The organism is Pseudomonas sp. MF4836, assembly GCF_002018875.1.
Classification (GTDB): Bacteria; Pseudomonadota; Gammaproteobacteria; order Pseudomonadales; family Pseudomonadaceae; genus Aquipseudomonas.
Genome location: NZ_MVOL01000006.1, coordinates 209,138 through 225,551, shown reverse-complemented (window position 1 = coordinate 225,551; position 16,414 = coordinate 209,138). Strand labels below are relative to the sequence as shown.

Here is a 16,414-nt window from a genome sequence, read left to right as displayed (position 1 = left end):
ATGAAAGGGCCGCAGCCGGGGCGGCGGCCAATGGTTCGGTGTGCTTGAGGACGGGGCTTAGCGCTGGCCGGGCAAGGCCGCCCACTGCACCAGCAGGGCTTCGAGCAGCAGCACACGGTTGAGGTTAGCCTTGCTCAGCACTTTCTGGCGGTGAGCGAGGATCCAGTCCTGAATATCCAGGACCTTGCCCTGAGTCGACTTCTGCGCCAGGTACTGCACCACTTTGCGCATATCGGTCAAGCCCAGGCCCTGCTCATCTTCGGTCAATTGATAACGCAGGATCAGGCTCGACCAGTCGCAGAACCAATCGAACAGCAACAGCAGCGGAATCGCGTTCCAGCTTTCAGCCAGTTGGGTCGGGGATTGCTGCTGCTTGAGCAGCTTCTTGACCCCGTCCACCACCTGTGCCCGCTGCTCGCGAGCGCCCTGGGTGTGCAAGCTCACCGCCGCCAGCGGCGAACCGGCAGCCAGGGTCAGCAGCTCCACCCGCTCCTCTTCGCCGCAATCCGGCAGCGCCCGGGCCAGCCATTGCAGACTCAAGGCCTCGCTGGGCAACGGGCAGGCCTGCTGCACACAGCGACTCTTGATGGTCGGCAACAAGCGGCTCGGCTGGTGGCTGACCAACAGCAACACCGTCTCTCCGGAAGGCTCTTCGAGGCTTTTCAGCAGGGCGTTGGCCGCGTTGATGTTCATCGACTCCACCGGCTCGATCAGCACCACCTTGCGCCCGCCCAGCTGCGCGGTCTGCACCACGAAACTGACCAGATCACGCACCTGGTCGACCTTGATCGCCTTGTCGGCCTCTTCCGGCTCCAGCACGTAGTTATCCGGGTGGCTGCCGGCGTGCAGCAACATGCATGACTTGCAGGTCCCGCACGCATCCAGCCCATCCGGACGCTGGCACAGCAAGCGCGCCATCAGGCGCTCGGCCAGGGCCCGCTTGCCGATACCGACCGGGCCATGCAGCAGATAGGCATGGGCATGCTGGGTACGACCCGCCAGCTGCTGCCAGAGGGCGTCCTGCCAGGGATAGGCCTCAGCCACGGTAAAGCTCCAGTAATTGCGGCAGCAATGCATCCAGCGCCTGCTGGACCTGCGTCAGCGGCTGCGCCGCGTCAACCAGGCGATAACGCACAGGGTCCGCTTCGGCACGGGCCAGGTAAGCGCTGCGTACCGCATCGAAAAATGCCCGGCCTTCCTGCTCGAAGCGGTCCAGCCGACCACGGGCGCTGGCGCGCGCCAGGCCGACTTCTACCGGCAGATCAAACACCAGGGTCAGGTCGGGACGCAGGTCGCCCTGGACGAAACGCTCCAGGGTGGCAATACGCTCCACCGAAAGGCCACGGCCGCCGCCCTGATAGGCGTAGGTCGAATCGGTAAAACGATCACAGAGCACCACGGCGCCACGGGCCAACGCCGGGCGAATCACCCCGGCCAGGTGCTGGGCGCGGGCGGCGAACACCAGCAGCAGCTCGGTGTCTGCATTCATGACTTCGTCACCAGGGGTCAGCAGCACTTCGCGGATGCGCTCGGCCAATGGTGTGCCGCCGGGTTCGCGGGTCAGCAGCACTTCGATACCCGCGGCGCGCAAACGCTCGGCGAGGTATTCGCGATTGGTGCTCTTGCCGGCGCCTTCCGGGCCTTCCAGGGTAATAAACAAGCCAGTCACGGGCGGTCCTTAATCAAAGTCATTGCGGGCTTTTCGGCTCAGGCTCGACGGGAGCCTCGGCCGGCGCTTGCTGCGGTACAGGCGCGGGCGGCGCGGCATCCGGTTCGGCTGCCGGTGCCGGGCTCGGTGCCTCCTGAACCGCTGGGGCAGGCGCTGGCGTCGGTGCCGGGCTGGAGCGGTAGTCGGCGCGGCGTTTTAGCTGGAACTCGCGAACCGCGCTGTTGTGCGCGTCCAGGTCATCGGAAAACACATGACTGCCATCGCCACGGGCAACAAAGTACAAGCTTTTGCCCGGCACCGGGTTGAGCGCGGCATGAATCGCCTCGCGACCGACCATGGCAATCGGCGTCGGCGGCAAGCCGGCATTCACATAGGTGTTGTACGGGGTCGGCTCCTTGAGGTGAGCCCGGGTCAGCTTGCCGGTGTAGCGCTCACCCAGGCCGTAGATCACGGTCGGGTCGGTCTGCAGCAGCATGCCGATCTGCATGCGCCGCACGAACACCCCGGCAATCTGCCCGCGCTCCTGGGGCACGCCGGTTTCCTTCTCCACCAGCGAGGCCATGATCAGCGCCTGGTAGGGGTCGGTATAGGGCACATCGGCGGCGCGTTTGCTCCACTCCTTGGCCAGCACGTCATCGAGCCGGTCGTAGGCTTTTTCCAGCAGTTCGGCGTCGCTCATGCCACGCACAAAGCGGTAGGTATCGGGGAAGAACCGGCCTTCGGGAAAGACCCCGGGGTGGCCGAGTTTCTCCATGACCTGGGTGTCGCTGAGGCCGGTCAGGGTCTGTTCGAGTTTTTCATGCTTGGCCAGGGCGGCGCGTACCTGGCGGAAGTTCCAGCCCTCCACCAGGGTCAGGCTGTATTGCACCACTTCGCCACGCTGCCAGACACCGATCAGGCTTTGTGCAGTCATGCCGGGGGTCATGCGATATTCGCCACTGTGCAGTGGCTGGCCATTGAGGTTGAAGCGCCAGTACAGGCGCAACCAGAACGCGTCCTGCAGCACGCCGTCGGCCTCCAGGCGATTGAAGGTCCCGGTCGGTGTCGAACCTGCGGGCACATCGAGCAACTGCTCCTGTGGCAGGTTGAGCGGTTGCTCCAGGGCCGAGTGCAGTTTCCAGGCGCAAGCGCCCGCCAGCAGCCCTGCCAGAACCAGTCCGGTTTCCAGCAGAAGCAGTAATTTACGTCTCACGAATCAAACATCCAGTAGCGCGCGGGAAATGCCCTGCAGTTTACGGGTGAGCGGCCCAACCGACCAGCTCAGGTCAGCACAGGCCCGTACCGGCCAGATGCCATAAACGCTATTGCAGACAAAGACTTCGTCGGCCTGTCGCAACCGATCGAGGCCAATATCGGCGATTTCCACGGGAATGCCCAAGGACTCGGCTTGAAACACTATTTCAGCGCGCATCACCCCGGCCACGCCGCAGCGGCTCAAATCCGGGGTCAGCAAGCGCCCTTCAGCCACCAGGAACAGGTTGCTGAACACGCCTTCGATCAGGCGGCCGCCTGTGTCGCACATCAGCCCTTCGGCATGCTCGGCATCGCGCCACTCGGAGCGAGCCAGGACCTGCTCAAGACGATTGAGATGCTTGAGGCCGGCCAGCAAGGGCTGCTCGGACAGACGGGTGGCACAGGGGAACAGGCGAATGCCCTGTTCGGCATGGGTGGCTGGATAAGTGGCGGGCGGGCTGCCCTGGAGAATCCGACGCGCCTGGGCGGCAGGGTCGGCGGCATAACCGCGCAAGCTGTCGCCACGGGTGAGGATCATCTTGAGCACACCCTCCCCCAACGCTGCCGCATAGGCCAGCAGCTCACCGCGGATCAGCGAGTGGTCCGCAGTGATCGCCAGCCGCAGACAGCCCTCGGCCAGACGGGCCAGGTGCCGCTCCAGCAACAGCGGCTGCCCGGCCTTGACCGCAATGGTCTCGAACAGGCCGTCGCCATACGCCAGGCCCCGGTCTTTTAGCGACAACGTGTCCGCCGGCTGACCGTCGACCCAGCTCTGCATCACTCGGCGAACCGGCGGAACACCAGGGAGCCGTTGGTCCCGCCAAACCCGAAGGAGTTCGACAGCACTACGTCGATGTCCATGCTGCGCGCGGTGTGCGGCACGAAATCGAGATCGCAGCCTTCATCGGGCTCATCCAGGTTGATGGTCGGCGGCGCCACCTGGCTGTTGATCGCCAGCACGCTGAAGATCGCCTCGATCGCGCCCGCAGCACCCAACAGGTGACCGGTCATCGACTTGGTCGAACTCACGGCCAGCTTGTAGGCGTGATCGCCGAACACCGTCTTGATCGCCTCGGCTTCCGCCAGGTCGCCGGCCGACGTCGAGGTGCCGTGGGCGTTGACGTACTGCACTTGCTCGACGTTCAGCTTGGCATCCCGCAGGGCGTTGGCGATGCAACGCGCAGCACCGGCGCCATCGGCGGGTGGCGAGGTCATGTGATACGCATCACCGCTCATGCCGAAACCTATCAGCTCGGCGTAGATGGTGGCGCCACGCGTCTTGGCGTGCTCCAACTCTTCAAGCACCAGGGCCCCAGCACCGTCGGACAGGACGAAACCGTCGCGGCCCTTGTCCCACGGACGGCTGGCACGGGTCGGCTCGTCATTGCGGGTCGACAGCGCACGGGATGCGCCAAAGCCACCCATGCCCAGGCCACAGGCAGCCATTTCGGCGCCGCCGGCGATCATCACGTCAGCCTCGCCGTAGGCGATATTGCGCGCAGCCATGCCGATGCAATGGGTGCCGGTGGTGCACGCCGTGGAAATGGCGTAGTTAGGTCCCTGGGCACCCAGATGGATGGACAGGAAACCGGAAATCATATTGATGATCGAGCCTGGCACAAAGAACGGAGAAATCCGTCGTGGGCCGGAATCATGAAGTGTGCGGCTGGTTTCTTCGATATTGGTCAAACCGCCAATACCCGAGCCCATGGCTACACCGATGCGCTCGCGGTTGGCGTCAGTGACTTCCAGACCGGAGTTGCGCACCGCCTGAAACCCTGCGGCCAGACCGTATTGAATGAACAGGTCGAGCTTGCGCGCTTCCTTGACCGACAGGTATTCCTCGACATTGAAGCCCTTTACCGAGCCGCCAAAACGGGTGGAATAGGCAGAAAGGTCGGTGTGTTCGATCAGACCAATGCCACTGCGGCCAGCCAGAATGCCCTGCCAGCTGCTCGGCACATCTGTACCCAGTGGCGACAACATACCCATACCGGTGACTACGACGCGTCTACGCGACACAGCACTCTCCTTTTTCTAATGACGACTTTGCATCAGGCCTAAAGAAAAAACCGCACGCCATGAGGCAGTGCGGTTTTTCCATGACAGCAAGCAACGACTACAAACTATTACGCCTGGTGGCTAGTAACGTAGTCGATAGCAGCTTGAACAGTAGTGATCTTTTCAGCTTCTTCGTCAGGGATTTCGGTCTCGAATTCCTCTTCCAGAGCCATCACCAGCTCAACGGTGTCAAGGGAGTCGGCACCCAGGTCTTCAACGAAGGAAGCGGTGTTAACAACTTCTTCTTCTTTAACGCCCAGTTGCTCAGCAACGATTTTCTTGACGCGCTCTTCGATGGTGCTCATACCTTGTTTTCACTCCTAATGGACAAATTCAGGCAGCTGGCCAGTGGGTAAGTGTATAGAAAGGCTTTTCAGCTTTTCAACTGAAAGCTTCACTCCTCAAACCCTTTGGCCATCTGCCTATAAATAGATTGCAGCTTTATAACGGATTTTAGACAGCTCGTATGACATTTTTTTGAAGCAATCCGTCACATTTAACTCACATATACATCCCGCCGTTGACCGGGATTGTAGCCCCAGTAACGTATGCCGCACCGTCAGAAGCCAGAAAAGCGACCACTTGCGCGATCTCTTGTGCCTGCCCCAGACGGCCCAGCGGAATTTGTGTCAGCAAGGCATCACGCTGCGCTTCAGGCAATTCGCGAGTCATGTCGGTATCGATGAAACCCGGTGCTACCGAGTTGACCGTAATCGACCGCGAACCCACTTCACGCGCCAGAGCACGACTGAAACCTTCCAGACCCGCCTTGGCGGCTGCGTAGTTTACTTGGCCTGCGTTGCCCATGGCACCCACTACCGAGCCAATACTGATAATTCGACCCCAACGAGCCTTGGTCATGCCGCGCAAAACGCCTTTGGACAGGCGAAACAGACTGTTCAAGTTGGTATCGACCACGTCGTACCACTCGTCATCTTTCATGCGCATCATCAGGTTGTCACGGGTGATACCGGCGTTATTGACCAGGATCGCCGGCGCGCCGAACTGCACCTGAATGCTCGCCAGGACCGCCGCAACCGATTCGTCGCTGGTGACATTGAGCTCAAGGCCAGTGCCTTGAATGCCGTGTTCCTTGAGGGTCGCAGCAATGCGCTCAGCACCCGAGGCGGAAGTCGCGGTACCCACGACAATCGCGCCCAGACGACCCAGCTCAAGCGCGATGGCCTGGCCAATACCGCGGCTCGCGCCAGTCACCAGTGCAACTTTACCTTGCAGACTCATGCAGGCTTCTCCTAATTCAGGCCAGTGCTGCGCGAGCGGCAGCAAAGGCATCGGGGGTATTCAGGTTGGAGGTCGATACGCCTTCGGCGCAGCGCTTGTTCAGGCCGGCCAGGACCTTGCCCGGACCGCATTCGACCAGCTGGGTCGCACCTTTGGCTGCCAGGGCCTGGACCGACTCGACCCAACGCACCGGCTTGTACAACTGCTCCAGCAGGTCGCGCTTGAGGGTCTCGAGGTCTGCCGGCACTGCCGCGCTGACGTTTTGCACCACCGGGATCTGCGGCGCCTGCCAGTCGATCGCGGCGATCGACTCGGCGAAACGCTCGGCAGCCGGGCGCATCAGCTCGCAGTGCGACGGCACGCTGACTGGCAACGGCATGGCACGCTTGGCGCCGCGCGCCTTGCAGCCTTCGATGGCGCGCTCTACAGCCGCCTTGGCACCGGCGATCACCACCTGGCCAGGGGAGTTGAAGTTGACTGCGCTGACCACTTCACCTTGAGCCGCCTCGGCACAGGCCGCCAGCACGTCGGCATCTTCCAGGCCGAGAATCGCAGCCATGCCGCCCTGCCCCGCAGGAACAGCTTCCTGCATCAGTTGGCCACGACGCTCTACCAGCTTCACCGCGTCACCAAGACTCAGGCTGCCAGCGGCGACCAGCGCGCTGTATTCACCCAGACTGTGGCCTGCGACGAACGCCGGGCGAGCACCGCCTTCTGCCAGCCACAGACGCCACAAGGCGACGGACGCAGTCAGAATGGCCGGCTGGGTTTTATCGGTTTGATTGAGCAGCTCTTCCGGACCTTGCTGGGTCAGAGCCCACAGGTCGTAGCCCAGAGCATCGGAGGCTTCTTTGAAGGTGTCGAGGATCAACGGGTATTGCGCGCCCAACTCGGCCAACATGCCGAGGGACTGCGAGCCCTGTCCTGGAAAGACGAATGCGAGGGAAGCAGACATGTAACAAGCCCCTAATGATCTTGTCGTCGGAGAATTGACGCCCTGCCGAAGCGGACGCAAGAAACTGACAGTTGGATGGCCAATTGAACCGAGCGGTCACATTTAAGCACTCCCGAGGGGAAACGCCTAAAGCAACAGATCCTCAAGCCGCCCGTGCAGACGCTCGGGAAGGTTCTCCTGAATCTCTATCAGCGCCCGCTGGATGGCACTCTGAAAGCCCTGAACACCTGCCGAACCATGGCTTTTCACCACGATCCCCTGCAAACCCAGAAAACTCGCACCATTGTGCCGCGCCGGCGCCAGATCAGCCTGCAGACGCCGCATCAGCGGCAATGCCAGGGCTCCCACCAGGCGCGAAGCGACATTGCGCTTGAACAGCGCCTCGATCCGCGCGGCAATCATGGTCGCCAGGCCCTCGCTGGACTTGAGCAGAATATTGCCGACAAAGCCGTCGCACACCACCACATCCGCTTCGCCGCGATACAGCCCATCACCCTCGACAAAGCCGATGTAATTCAAGCCACGAGCATTTTGCAGCAAGGTCGCCGCGAGCTTTACCTGCTGGTTGCCCTTGATGTCTTCGGTGCCGATATTCAGCAGCGCGACCCGCGGACGCGCGATGCCCAGCGTCTCGGCCGCGACCGACCCCATCACCGCAAACTGGAACAGGTGCTCGGCGCTGCAGTCGACGTTGGCCCCCAGGTCCAGCAACTGGCAATAGCCACGCTGGGTCGGGATGGCGGCCACCATCGCCGGACGATCAATCCCCGGCAGGGTTTTGAGCACATAGCGCGACAACGCCATCAGCGCACCGGTATTCCCCGCACTGACACAGGCCTGGACCTTGCCTTCACGCAACAACTCAAGGGCCACCCGCATAGAAGAGTCGGGTTTGCCGCGCAGAGCCTGGGAGGGCTTTTCGTCCATGCCGATCACTTCGGCGGCCGGCACAATCGTCAGGCGCGCGCGATCCACAGCCGAATGGCCGGAAATCAGATCTTCTAAAAGGGAGGGTTGACCGACAAGGGCCAGGTGCAGCGAGGGCGTAGCAGACAGGCAAGCAAGACTGGCCTGAACAATGCTGCGGGGACCGAAGTCCCCGCCCATTGCGTCAATCGCGATGACTTGAGCAGACAAGTGATTACTCGTCAGCGCCCTTGTCGATCACTTTACGGCCACGGTATACGCCTTCTGGCGATACGTGGTGACGCAGGTGAATTTCACCGGTGGTTTTTTCTACAGACAGAGTGCTCGCCGTCAGGGCGTCGTGCGAACGACGCATGTCACGGGCAGAGCGGGATTTTTTGTTCTGCTGAACAGCCATAATTGATTAACTCCTAAACGTTTGGGTCACGCTTTAACTGCGCCAATACACTGAACGGGTTGGACCGCGTTACCTCGTCCTCGCTCGGTTCGGGCTCATCGAGACCCGCCGGCTGCTGGCATTCTTCCGGATGATGAGCAGGCACAATGGGCAAGGCGAGCAGAAGCTCCTCCTCGATCAGTGACTGCAGATCCAAAGGATCTTCGCCCAGTTCCAGCACGTCATAACCTTTCGGCAACGACTGGGTATTCGCACCCTCCTTCACCACAGCATAACTGCATTCGCTATGGATCGGCAGGGTGACCAGCTCAAGACAACGCTGGCAAACCATTTTGACTTCGGTGTCGATAAAACTGTGGATTACCACAGACTTACGTTCATCTCGTTCAAAAACGAATTTTGCCTGCACCGTACCGACATCGTCGGAAAGCGGGTCGCAGAGTCTCTTCAAATCGGCCAGCAGCAGTTCACCTTGAAGGGTGGTGCCACGGTCAGCCAATTTGCGCGGGTCAACGTGAGGTGGAATCGGGTCATTCAACATAGGCGCAGCATTATAGGGATGCACCCGGCCATGTCAAAGGAAATTCAACCCTGTCGGTCACTTGCAAGCCTCGCTAGAATCCGCAACCCGCCTCAGGAGATGCGCATGCTGCCTTTATTACTCGCTTCAAGCTCGGTCTACCGCCGAGAATTGCTGGCCCGCCTGCGGCTGCCGTTCACCTGCGCCTCCCCGGACATCGACGAAAGCCATCGATCCGGAGAGACCGCCACGCAGCTGGTCGAGCGCCTGGCCAGGGAAAAAGCCCAGGCGCTCGCCGCCACTCATCCGCAACACCTGATCATCGGCTCGGACCAGGTTGCCGTGCTCGGCGAGCGCATCATCGGCAAACCTCACAGCTTCGAAAAGGCCCGCGACCAGCTTCTCGCCGCCAGCGGCAACAGCGTGACCTTCCTCACCGGCCTGGCCCTGCTCAACAGCCAGACCGGAGCCTGCCAGGTCGACTGCATTGCCTTCACCGTACACATGCGCAGCCTCACTGCAGAACGCATCGAGCGCTACCTGCACGCCGAGCAACCCTACGACTGCGCCGGCAGCTTCAAAGCCGAAGGCTTGGGGGTCAGCCTGTTTCGCAGCACCGAAGGCCCTGACGCCACCAGCCTGGTCGGCCTGCCGCTGATTCGCCTGGTGGACATGCTCCTTGCCGAAGGCATCGAGATCCCCTGACCCGCGCCCACGAAAAAGCCGGCGCGAAGGCCGGCTTTTCGTGGATACAGAAGAACTTACCGCAGGGCAGGCCCCTGGAAGCCCATCCACATTGCCAACTGCTCAGCCACACTGGCGCCGAGCTTCTTCGAGAAGCGATCAAACGGCGACTCCTGAACAGTGAAGTCCACCAACTCTTTCTCGCCAATCACATCGCGCGCCACCGAACTGGTATTACCCAGGCCATCGATCAAGCCCAATTGCAGCGCCTGCTGACCCGACCAGATCAAACCGGAGAACAGCTCGGGGTGATCCTTGTCCTTGAGACGATCGCCACGCCCCTGCTTGACGCTGGCAATGAACTGCTGATGAGTGGTATCGAGCACGCCCTGCCAGAACTTGGTTTCGTCGGGCTTCTGCGGCTGAAACGGATCGAGGAACGACTTGTGCTCACCCGAAGTGTAGGCGCGCCGCTCCACCCCCAGCTTCTCCATGGTGCCGACAAAGCCGTAACCGGCCGCCGTCACACCAATGGAGCCCACCAGACTGGCCTTGTCGGCGTAGATCTGATCAGCAGCGCTGGCGATGTAATAGGCACCCGAGGCACCCAGGTCGGAAATCACCGCATAAACCTTGGTGTCGGCATGCAAGCCGCGCAAACGGCGAATCTCGTCATAGACATAGCCGGACTGCACCGGACTGCCGCCTGGGCTGTTGATGCGCAAGACAATGCCCTTGACCTTGGGATCCTCGAACGCCGCGCGCAGGCTGCCGACAATATTGTCAGCACTGGCCGCTTCCTTGTCGGCAATCACCCCCGTCACGTCGATCACCGCCGTGTAGCCCGCACCCCGGGTGGCACTTTTCTCCATGTCCATCAGCGGCGTAAACAACACCAGCGCGCCGAACAGGTAAATAAACGTCAGAAACTTGAAGAAGATCCCCCAGCGCCGCGAACGCCGCTGCTCCTGCACACTGGCCAACAGGGTCTTTTCCAGGAGCTTCCAGCTCTTGTCATCGCCGCCTTCAGCGCTCGCCTTGCTCGGCGCCTTCCATTCATCGGTCATGCCATCTACCCCAGCAAAAACTTAATTGGCGCGCAGGCTAAGCCAGGCGTGCAACTCAGGAAAACTATCAATAGCGATGCGCGGCTCGAATGCGCGCAAGGCCTCCAGCGATTGAGCTCCGTAACTGACAGCAACCGAGTCCATGCCCGCATTGCGTGCCATCAACAGATCGAAAGAGGAGTCACCCACCATCAGCGCCTGCTCGGGACGCACATCGCAATGGGCAAGAATCTGCTCCAGCATCAGCGGATGGGGTTTGCTGGCGGTTTCATCGGCAGCGCGGGTGATATCAAAATAATCCTCCCAGCCATGAGCCCTCAACACCCGATCCAGCCCCCGCCGCGCCTTACCTGTAGCCACCGCCAAGCGGTAGCCCTCCGCCCGGAATGCGTCAAGGGACTGCACCACCCCAGCGAACAGCGGCGAAGGCTCCGCCTCAAGGGCGATATAGCAATCAGCATAATGCTGGCGAAAGGCAATCAGCTGCTCGTCATCGATTTCCGGGTACAGGGTGCGAATCGCCTCCGGCAGCCCAAGACCGATAATGCCCTTGACCACGAAGTCATCGCGACGCGCAAAATTGGAACGATCGGAGGCCACATGCATGGCCTCGACAATCCGACCAACGGAGTCGGCCAGAGTGCCGTCCCAATCAAAAATCAGCAGCTTGTAATCAGGATGCACTCAGGCGCTCCACGGTCTTGGCCCAGATCTCATCCACTGGCGCCTGCAACTTGAGCTCACCCCCATCGGGTAGCGGCACAGTCAGCATGTAAGCGTGCAGGAACAGGCGCTTGCCGCCCAGATCACGAATTTCCTTGCTGAAGTCGTCGTCGCCATACTTGGTGTCGCCGGCAATGCAATGCCCGGCGTGCAAGGTATGGACGCGGATCTGGTGAGTCCGGCCGGTGATCGGCTTGGCTTCGATCAGGGTGGCAAAGTCGCCGAAACGGCGCAGAACCTTGAATACGGTGACCGCTTCCTTGCCCTCGTCTTCGTCGACCTCGACCATCCGCTCGCCGGAACGCAGGTTGCTCTTGCCCAACGGCGCCCGAACTTGCTTGATCGAGGCCGCCCAGTTGCCACGCACCAGCGCCATGTAGCGCTTGTCCACGCCATCGCCGCGCAGGGCCGCGTGCAAGTGCCGCAACATGCTGCGCTTCTTCGCGATCATCAGCAGGCCGGAGGTATCACGATCGAGCCGGTGAACCAGTTCCAGCTCCTTGGCATCAGGGCGCAACTGGCGGAAGGCTTCGATCACGCCGTAAGTCAGGCCGCTGCCGCCGTGAACCGCAATGCCGGTGGGCTTGTTGATCACGATCAGCGCCTTGTCCTCGAAGACAATCGAGGCCTCAAGGCGCTGCAGCAGGCCCTGGGCCAGCGGCACCGGCTCGTCGCGCTCAGGCACGCGAACCGGAGGCACGCGCACGATATCGCCCGCCTGCAGCTTGTATTCGGGCTTGATCCGCCCCTTGTTCACCCGCACTTCGCCTTTGCGCAAAATGCGATAAATCAAGGTTTTGGGCACGCCTTTGAGCCGGGCGAGAAGGAAGTTGTCAATTCGTTGGCCGGCATATTCCGGCGAGACTTCAAGCAGTTGCACGCTTGGAGTCGAGGGGGCAGTAGTCGTCATGCCGCAAATGATAACAATTTTTTATGGAATTGAAGCACTTAATGATTGCTGCTATAGTCGCGAACGCCGCCAAAAGCGGCCTGGACAGCGGACTAACGGTCAAAAACCGGCCCTGACCAACGCAATTCACCAGGACGCGAGGCCGTCCTACGGGGCTTTCGCTACGTAACGGTGGAGTTTGCAGGTGTAACGAGCGCAGGTGACATGAGGCCTGAATCAAGCGGCAAAGCAGAGTTTTCACTCGCCTTGCGAGCCAATATTCATGGCCAGTTCACAAAGTGCAGTCAGCTGCGAATGACCCCGAGCGAAGGCTTCGGAAACAACGCCTAAATTAGCCATGATGCGTGACCTCCCCTTTCGGAGCTCACGGTAAATGCCAACCCGCTGCGGATTCTGCGCGCGGCAGCACCCGAACTATCAGGGATACGTGTAGGGTGGAGATGCACAACCGTCGGACTGTGTAGCATTAGGCTTTATCAAGACGCTTCATCTCGTCCACAGTTACCGGTTGATTCCTCCTCCTGACAAACTTTTGCTTAAGCGGTGCCTTATGTCACCACAGCAAGCAGGACGCGTGAGTCGCGACTTCGCCCCCTTTGGTCGAACCTCGCTAGACACTCGAGTGGCCAACCACTCCTGACGCACCTGACACCGACCGTGAGAAGTCGTGTGTGCCGAACGCCGTTTCCGGCAGCCCGGAAACCGACGGTACTACATGAAAAGAATGCTGATTAACGCAACTCAACCCGAAGAGTTGCGTGTTGCACTGGTAGATGGCCAGCGCCTCTACGACCTGGACATCGAATCCGGTGCACGCGAGCAGAAAAAGGCCAACATCTATAAAGGCCGGATTACTCGCATCGAACCAAGCCTCGAGGCTGCCTTTGTCGATTTCGGCTCTGAGCGCCACGGCTTCCTGCCCCTCAAAGAAATCTCCCGCGAATACTTCAAGAAAGCCCCCGAAGGCCGCGTGAACATCAAGGACGTCCTGAGCGAAGGCCAGGAAGTCATCGTTCAGGTCGAGAAAGAAGAACGTGGCAACAAGGGCGCCGCCCTGACCACCTTCATCAGCCTGGCCGGTCGTTACCTGGTTCTGATGCCGAACAACCCGCGTGCCGGCGGCATTTCCCGTCGCATCGAAGGCGAAGAGCGCAACGAACTGCGTGAAGCTCTGAACGGCCTGGTTGCCCCGGCTGACATGGGTCTGATCGTGCGCACTGCCGGCCTGGGCCGCAGCAGCGAAGAAATGCAGTGGGACCTCGATTACCTGCTGCAACTCTGGACCGCCATCAAAGAAGCCTCGCTGGATCGCTCCGCGCCCTTCCTGATCTACCAGGAAAGCAACGTGATCATCCGCGCGATCCGCGATTACCTGCGCCAGGACATCGGCGAAGTGCTGATCGACAGCGTTGAAGCCCAGGACGAAGCCCTGACCTTCATCCGCCAGGTGATGCCGCAGTACGCCAGCAAGATCAAGCTGTACGAAGACAGCGTTCCGCTGTTCAACCGTTTCCAGATCGAAAGCCAGATCGAGACCGCTTTCCAGCGCGTCGTTGAACTGCCTTCCGGCGGCTCCATCGTTATCGATCCGACCGAAGCCCTGGTGTCCATCGACATCAACTCGGCGCGCGCCACCAAAGGCAGCGACATCGAAGAAACCGCCCTGCAGACCAACCTTGAAGCTGCCGAAGAAATCGCCCGTCAGTTGCGCCTGCGCGACATCGGCGGCCTGATCGTCATCGACTTCATCGACATGACCCCTGCCAAGAACCAGCGCGCCGTGGAAGAGAAAGTCCGCGAATGCCTGGAAGCCGACCGCGCTCGCGTGCAAGTCGGTCGCATCTCGCGCTTCGGCCTGCTGGAAATGTCCCGTCAGCGCCTGCGTCCATCCCTGGGCGAAAGCAGCGGCATCGTCTGCCCACGCTGCAACGGCACCGGCATCATCCGTGATGTGGAATCGCTGTCGCTGGCCATCCTGCGCCTGATCGAAGAAGAAGCCCTGAAAGACCGCACCGCCGAAGTTCGTGCCCAAGTGCCGATCCCGGTAGCTGCGTTCCTGCTCAACGAAAAACGCAACTCGATCACCAAGATCGAACTGCGCACCCGCGCCCGCATCGTCATCCTGCCGAACGATCACCTCGAAACCCCGCACTTCGAAGTTCAGCGCCTGCGTGATGACAGCCCAGAAGCCAGCATCAACCAGTCCAGCTACGAAATCGCCGCTGCCGCTGCTGAAGTTGAAGAAGTCCAGCCAGCCGCCGCGACCCGCACCCTGGTTCGCCAGGAAGCCGCCGTCAAGACCGCACCGGCACGTGCCAACGCTCCGGTTCCGGTTGAAGCCGCAGCGCCGGTCGCCGCTCCAGTTGCAGTCGCCGAGCCAAGCCTGTTCAAGGGCCTGGTGAAATCCCTGGTCAGCCTGTTCGCAACCAAGGAAGAGCCTGTCGCCCCGGTCGTGGTTGAAAAGCCTGTGACCGAGCGCCCTGCTCGCAACGAAGAGCGTCGCAACGGTCGCCAGCAAAGCCGCAACCGTAACGGTCGCCGCGACGAAGAACGCAAGCCGCGTGAAGAACGTGCACCTCGCGAAGAACGCGCCCCACGTGAAGAACGTGCGCCGCGCGAAGAGCGTCAGCCACGTGAAGTACGCGAGGCTCGCGAAGAAGTTCAAGCCACCGCTCGCGAAGAACGCGCACCACGCGCTCCACGTGAAGAGCGTCAACCACGTGCACCGCGCGAAGATCGCAAGCCTCGTGGCGAGCGTGAAGAGCGTCCGGTCCGTGAACTGCGCGAACCTCTGGATGCCGCCCCGGCCGTTGCAGCTGCTGCTGCCGCGACCACCGAGGAACGTCCAGCTCGTGCGCCACGCGAAGAACGCCAACCGCGTGCACCGCGTGAAGAGCGTCAACCTGCTGCTGAACAAGCGGCTGCCGTTGCCGATGAAGAGCTGCTGAACAACGAAGAGCAACTGTCGGAAGACGGCCAGGAGAACGCCGAGGACGATCGTCCACGTCGCCGCTCCCGTGGCCAGCGTCGCCGCAGCAACCGTCGTGAACGTCAGCGCGATGCCAACGGCAACGTGATCGAAGGTTCGGAAGAGAACAGCGAAGAACCAAGCTCTGCCGATCTGGCTGCCGGCCTGGCAGTCACTGCCGCCGTTGCCAGCACCGTGATCAGCGCACCTGCCGAAGCCCAGGCCAACGAGCAGGCTGAGCGCGCTACTGCCGCTCTGGAAACCGCAGTGGTTGAAGCGCCTGTGGTTGAAGCCACCACGCCGGTAGAAGCACCTGTCGCTCCTGCGGTTGAAGTACGCGAAGTTCGTGAAGTTCGCGAAGAGCAACTTCAGCTTGAAGTCTCGGTCGAGCCTGCTGTCATTGCCGAACCGGCCACTCCAGTTGTGATCGAGCAACCGGTGATCAGCGAAGCCGTTACTGCAGAACCTGAGTTCCAGGCTCCTGCCGAGCAAGCTGCTGCACCTGCCGAAGAAGCGCCAAGCGCTTTCGAACGCATTGCCGAATCGATCGTGGTCGAAGCACCTGTCGAGGCTCCAGCCCCGGTGGTTGACGTGGTTGAGCAAGCAGCTCCAGTGGCAGCCGAAGTCGTGGAACCGACTCCAGCCGCCGTTGAAGCTCCGGTTGCTGCCGAAGTGGTTGAGCCAGTGGCCGAAGCCGCTCCTGTGAGCGCCTTGGGCAGCAATGGCCGCGCGCCGAACGACCCACGTGAAGTGCGTCGCCGCAAGCGTGAAGCCGAGCGTCTGCAGAAAGAAGCCGAACAGGCTGACGCCGCAGCTCCAGTTGTGGCGCAAGAGCCTGCTCCGGTTGCGGCCCAAGCCGAACCTGCGGCAGTGGTCGAGCCGGTTGTTGAACAGCCAGCTTCCATCGACGAGAGCCCTCGGGTGGTCGAAGAAGCGGTAGAGCAGCAACCTAAAGCCCTGGAAGAAGAGCACGAGCCTAAACCCCTCGTCTGATTCCGGTCGCTACTGAAAAGCCCCGCCTGGTCACCCAGGCGGGGCTTTTTTATGGCTATTGTCGT

The 16,414-nt window shown here is 61.2% G+C and carries 16 protein-coding genes; 2 read left to right on the top strand and 14 right to left on the bottom strand.

Going from position 1 to position 16,414, the window contains the following annotated elements; genetic code table 11:
• Nucleotides 1–57 precede the first annotated feature (57 nt).
• From MF4836_RS16145 to MF4836_RS16095, 11 genes are all read right to left on the bottom strand, one after another.
• The gene (locus MF4836_RS16145; protein WP_078471094.1) at nt 58–1,044 is read right to left on the bottom strand and encodes a DNA polymerase III subunit delta'; all 987 of its coding nucleotides are present in this window, start codon (nt 1,042–1,044) and stop codon (nt 58–60) included.
• Complete coding sequence (gene tmk / locus MF4836_RS16140) at nt 1,037–1,669, bottom strand: dTMP kinase (protein ID WP_078471093.1); 633 nt, start codon at nt 1,667–1,669, stop codon at nt 1,037–1,039. Before tmk ends, MF4836_RS16145 begins: the two co-directional genes overlap by 8 nt.
• A gap of 19 nt (nt 1,670–1,688) precedes the next feature.
• Complete coding sequence (gene mltG / locus MF4836_RS16135) at nt 1,689–2,861, bottom strand: endolytic transglycosylase MltG (RefSeq protein ID WP_078471092.1); 1,173 nt, start codon at nt 2,859–2,861, stop codon at nt 1,689–1,691.
• Between the two features lie 3 nt (nt 2,862–2,864).
• Nucleotides 2,865–3,680, bottom strand: a complete 816-nt coding sequence (gene pabC / locus MF4836_RS16130; RefSeq protein ID WP_078471091.1) for an aminodeoxychorismate lyase — start codon at nt 3,678–3,680, stop codon at nt 2,865–2,867.
• A complete protein-coding gene (fabF, locus tag MF4836_RS16125) occupies nt 3,680–4,924 on the bottom strand; it encodes a beta-ketoacyl-ACP synthase II (protein WP_078471090.1) in 1,245 nt (414 codons plus the stop codon). The genes pabC and fabF overlap by 1 nt, the downstream gene beginning before the upstream one ends.
• Before the next feature lie 107 nt (nt 4,925–5,031).
• Complete coding sequence (gene acpP / locus MF4836_RS16120; RefSeq protein WP_003175607.1) at nt 5,032–5,268, bottom strand: acyl carrier protein; 237 nt, start codon at nt 5,266–5,268, stop codon at nt 5,032–5,034.
• Between the two features lie 196 nt (nt 5,269–5,464).
• On the bottom strand, nt 5,465–6,205 hold the full coding sequence (fabG, locus tag MF4836_RS16115; RefSeq protein ID WP_020300271.1) for a 3-oxoacyl-ACP reductase FabG: 741 nt from the start codon (nt 6,203–6,205) through the stop codon (nt 5,465–5,467).
• A gap of 16 nt (nt 6,206–6,221) precedes the next feature.
• Nucleotides 6,222–7,160 carry an ACP S-malonyltransferase gene (gene fabD, locus MF4836_RS16110; protein WP_078471089.1) on the bottom strand — a complete coding sequence of 313 codons (939 nt, stop codon included), beginning with the start codon at nt 7,158–7,160 and terminating at the stop codon, nt 6,222–6,224.
• Between the two features lie 126 nt (nt 7,161–7,286).
• Nucleotides 7,287–8,297 carry a phosphate acyltransferase PlsX gene (gene plsX / locus MF4836_RS16105; protein ID WP_078471088.1) on the bottom strand — a complete coding sequence of 337 codons (1,011 nt, stop codon included), beginning with the start codon at nt 8,295–8,297 and terminating at the stop codon, nt 7,287–7,289.
• A 4-nt stretch (nt 8,298–8,301) separates the two neighbouring features.
• Nucleotides 8,302–8,484, bottom strand: a complete 183-nt coding sequence (rpmF, locus tag MF4836_RS16100) for a 50S ribosomal protein L32 (RefSeq protein ID WP_008152339.1) — start codon at nt 8,482–8,484, stop codon at nt 8,302–8,304.
• A 13-nt stretch (nt 8,485–8,497) separates the two neighbouring features.
• Nucleotides 8,498–9,025 (bottom strand): YceD family protein, encoded by a 528-nt coding sequence (locus MF4836_RS16095; RefSeq protein ID WP_020300268.1) that lies wholly within the window; start codon nt 9,023–9,025, stop codon nt 8,498–8,500.
• A gap of 105 nt (nt 9,026–9,130) precedes the next feature.
• Between MF4836_RS16095 and MF4836_RS16090 the strand changes: the two genes are divergently transcribed.
• On the top strand, nt 9,131–9,709 hold the full coding sequence (locus tag MF4836_RS16090; RefSeq protein ID WP_078471087.1) for a Maf family protein: 579 nt from the start codon (nt 9,131–9,133) through the stop codon (nt 9,707–9,709).
• Nucleotides 9,710–9,765: 56 nt separating this feature from the next.
• On the opposite strand, the gene sppA is transcribed toward MF4836_RS16090, so the two are convergent.
• From sppA to rluC, 3 genes are read right to left on the bottom strand one after another with little or no spacing between them, the layout of a single operon-like run.
• Nucleotides 9,766–10,755 (bottom strand): signal peptide peptidase SppA, encoded by a 990-nt coding sequence (sppA, locus tag MF4836_RS16085; protein WP_078471086.1) that lies wholly within the window; start codon nt 10,753–10,755, stop codon nt 9,766–9,768.
• Between the two features lie 21 nt (nt 10,756–10,776).
• Nucleotides 10,777–11,439 (bottom strand): HAD-IA family hydrolase, encoded by a 663-nt coding sequence (locus MF4836_RS16080; RefSeq protein ID WP_078471085.1) that lies wholly within the window; start codon nt 11,437–11,439, stop codon nt 10,777–10,779.
• Entirely contained in the window at nt 11,429–12,388 is a 960-nt protein-coding gene (gene rluC / locus MF4836_RS16075) for a 23S rRNA pseudouridine(955/2504/2580) synthase RluC (protein WP_078471084.1), read from the bottom strand. Before rluC ends, MF4836_RS16080 begins: the two co-directional genes overlap by 11 nt.
• A 715-nt stretch (nt 12,389–13,103) precedes the next feature.
• Between rluC and rne the strand changes: the two genes are divergently transcribed.
• Entirely contained in the window at nt 13,104–16,349 is a 3,246-nt protein-coding gene (gene rne, locus MF4836_RS16070) for a ribonuclease E (RefSeq protein ID WP_078471083.1), read from the top strand.
• The last annotated feature ends 65 nt before the right edge of the window (nt 16,350–16,414 follow it).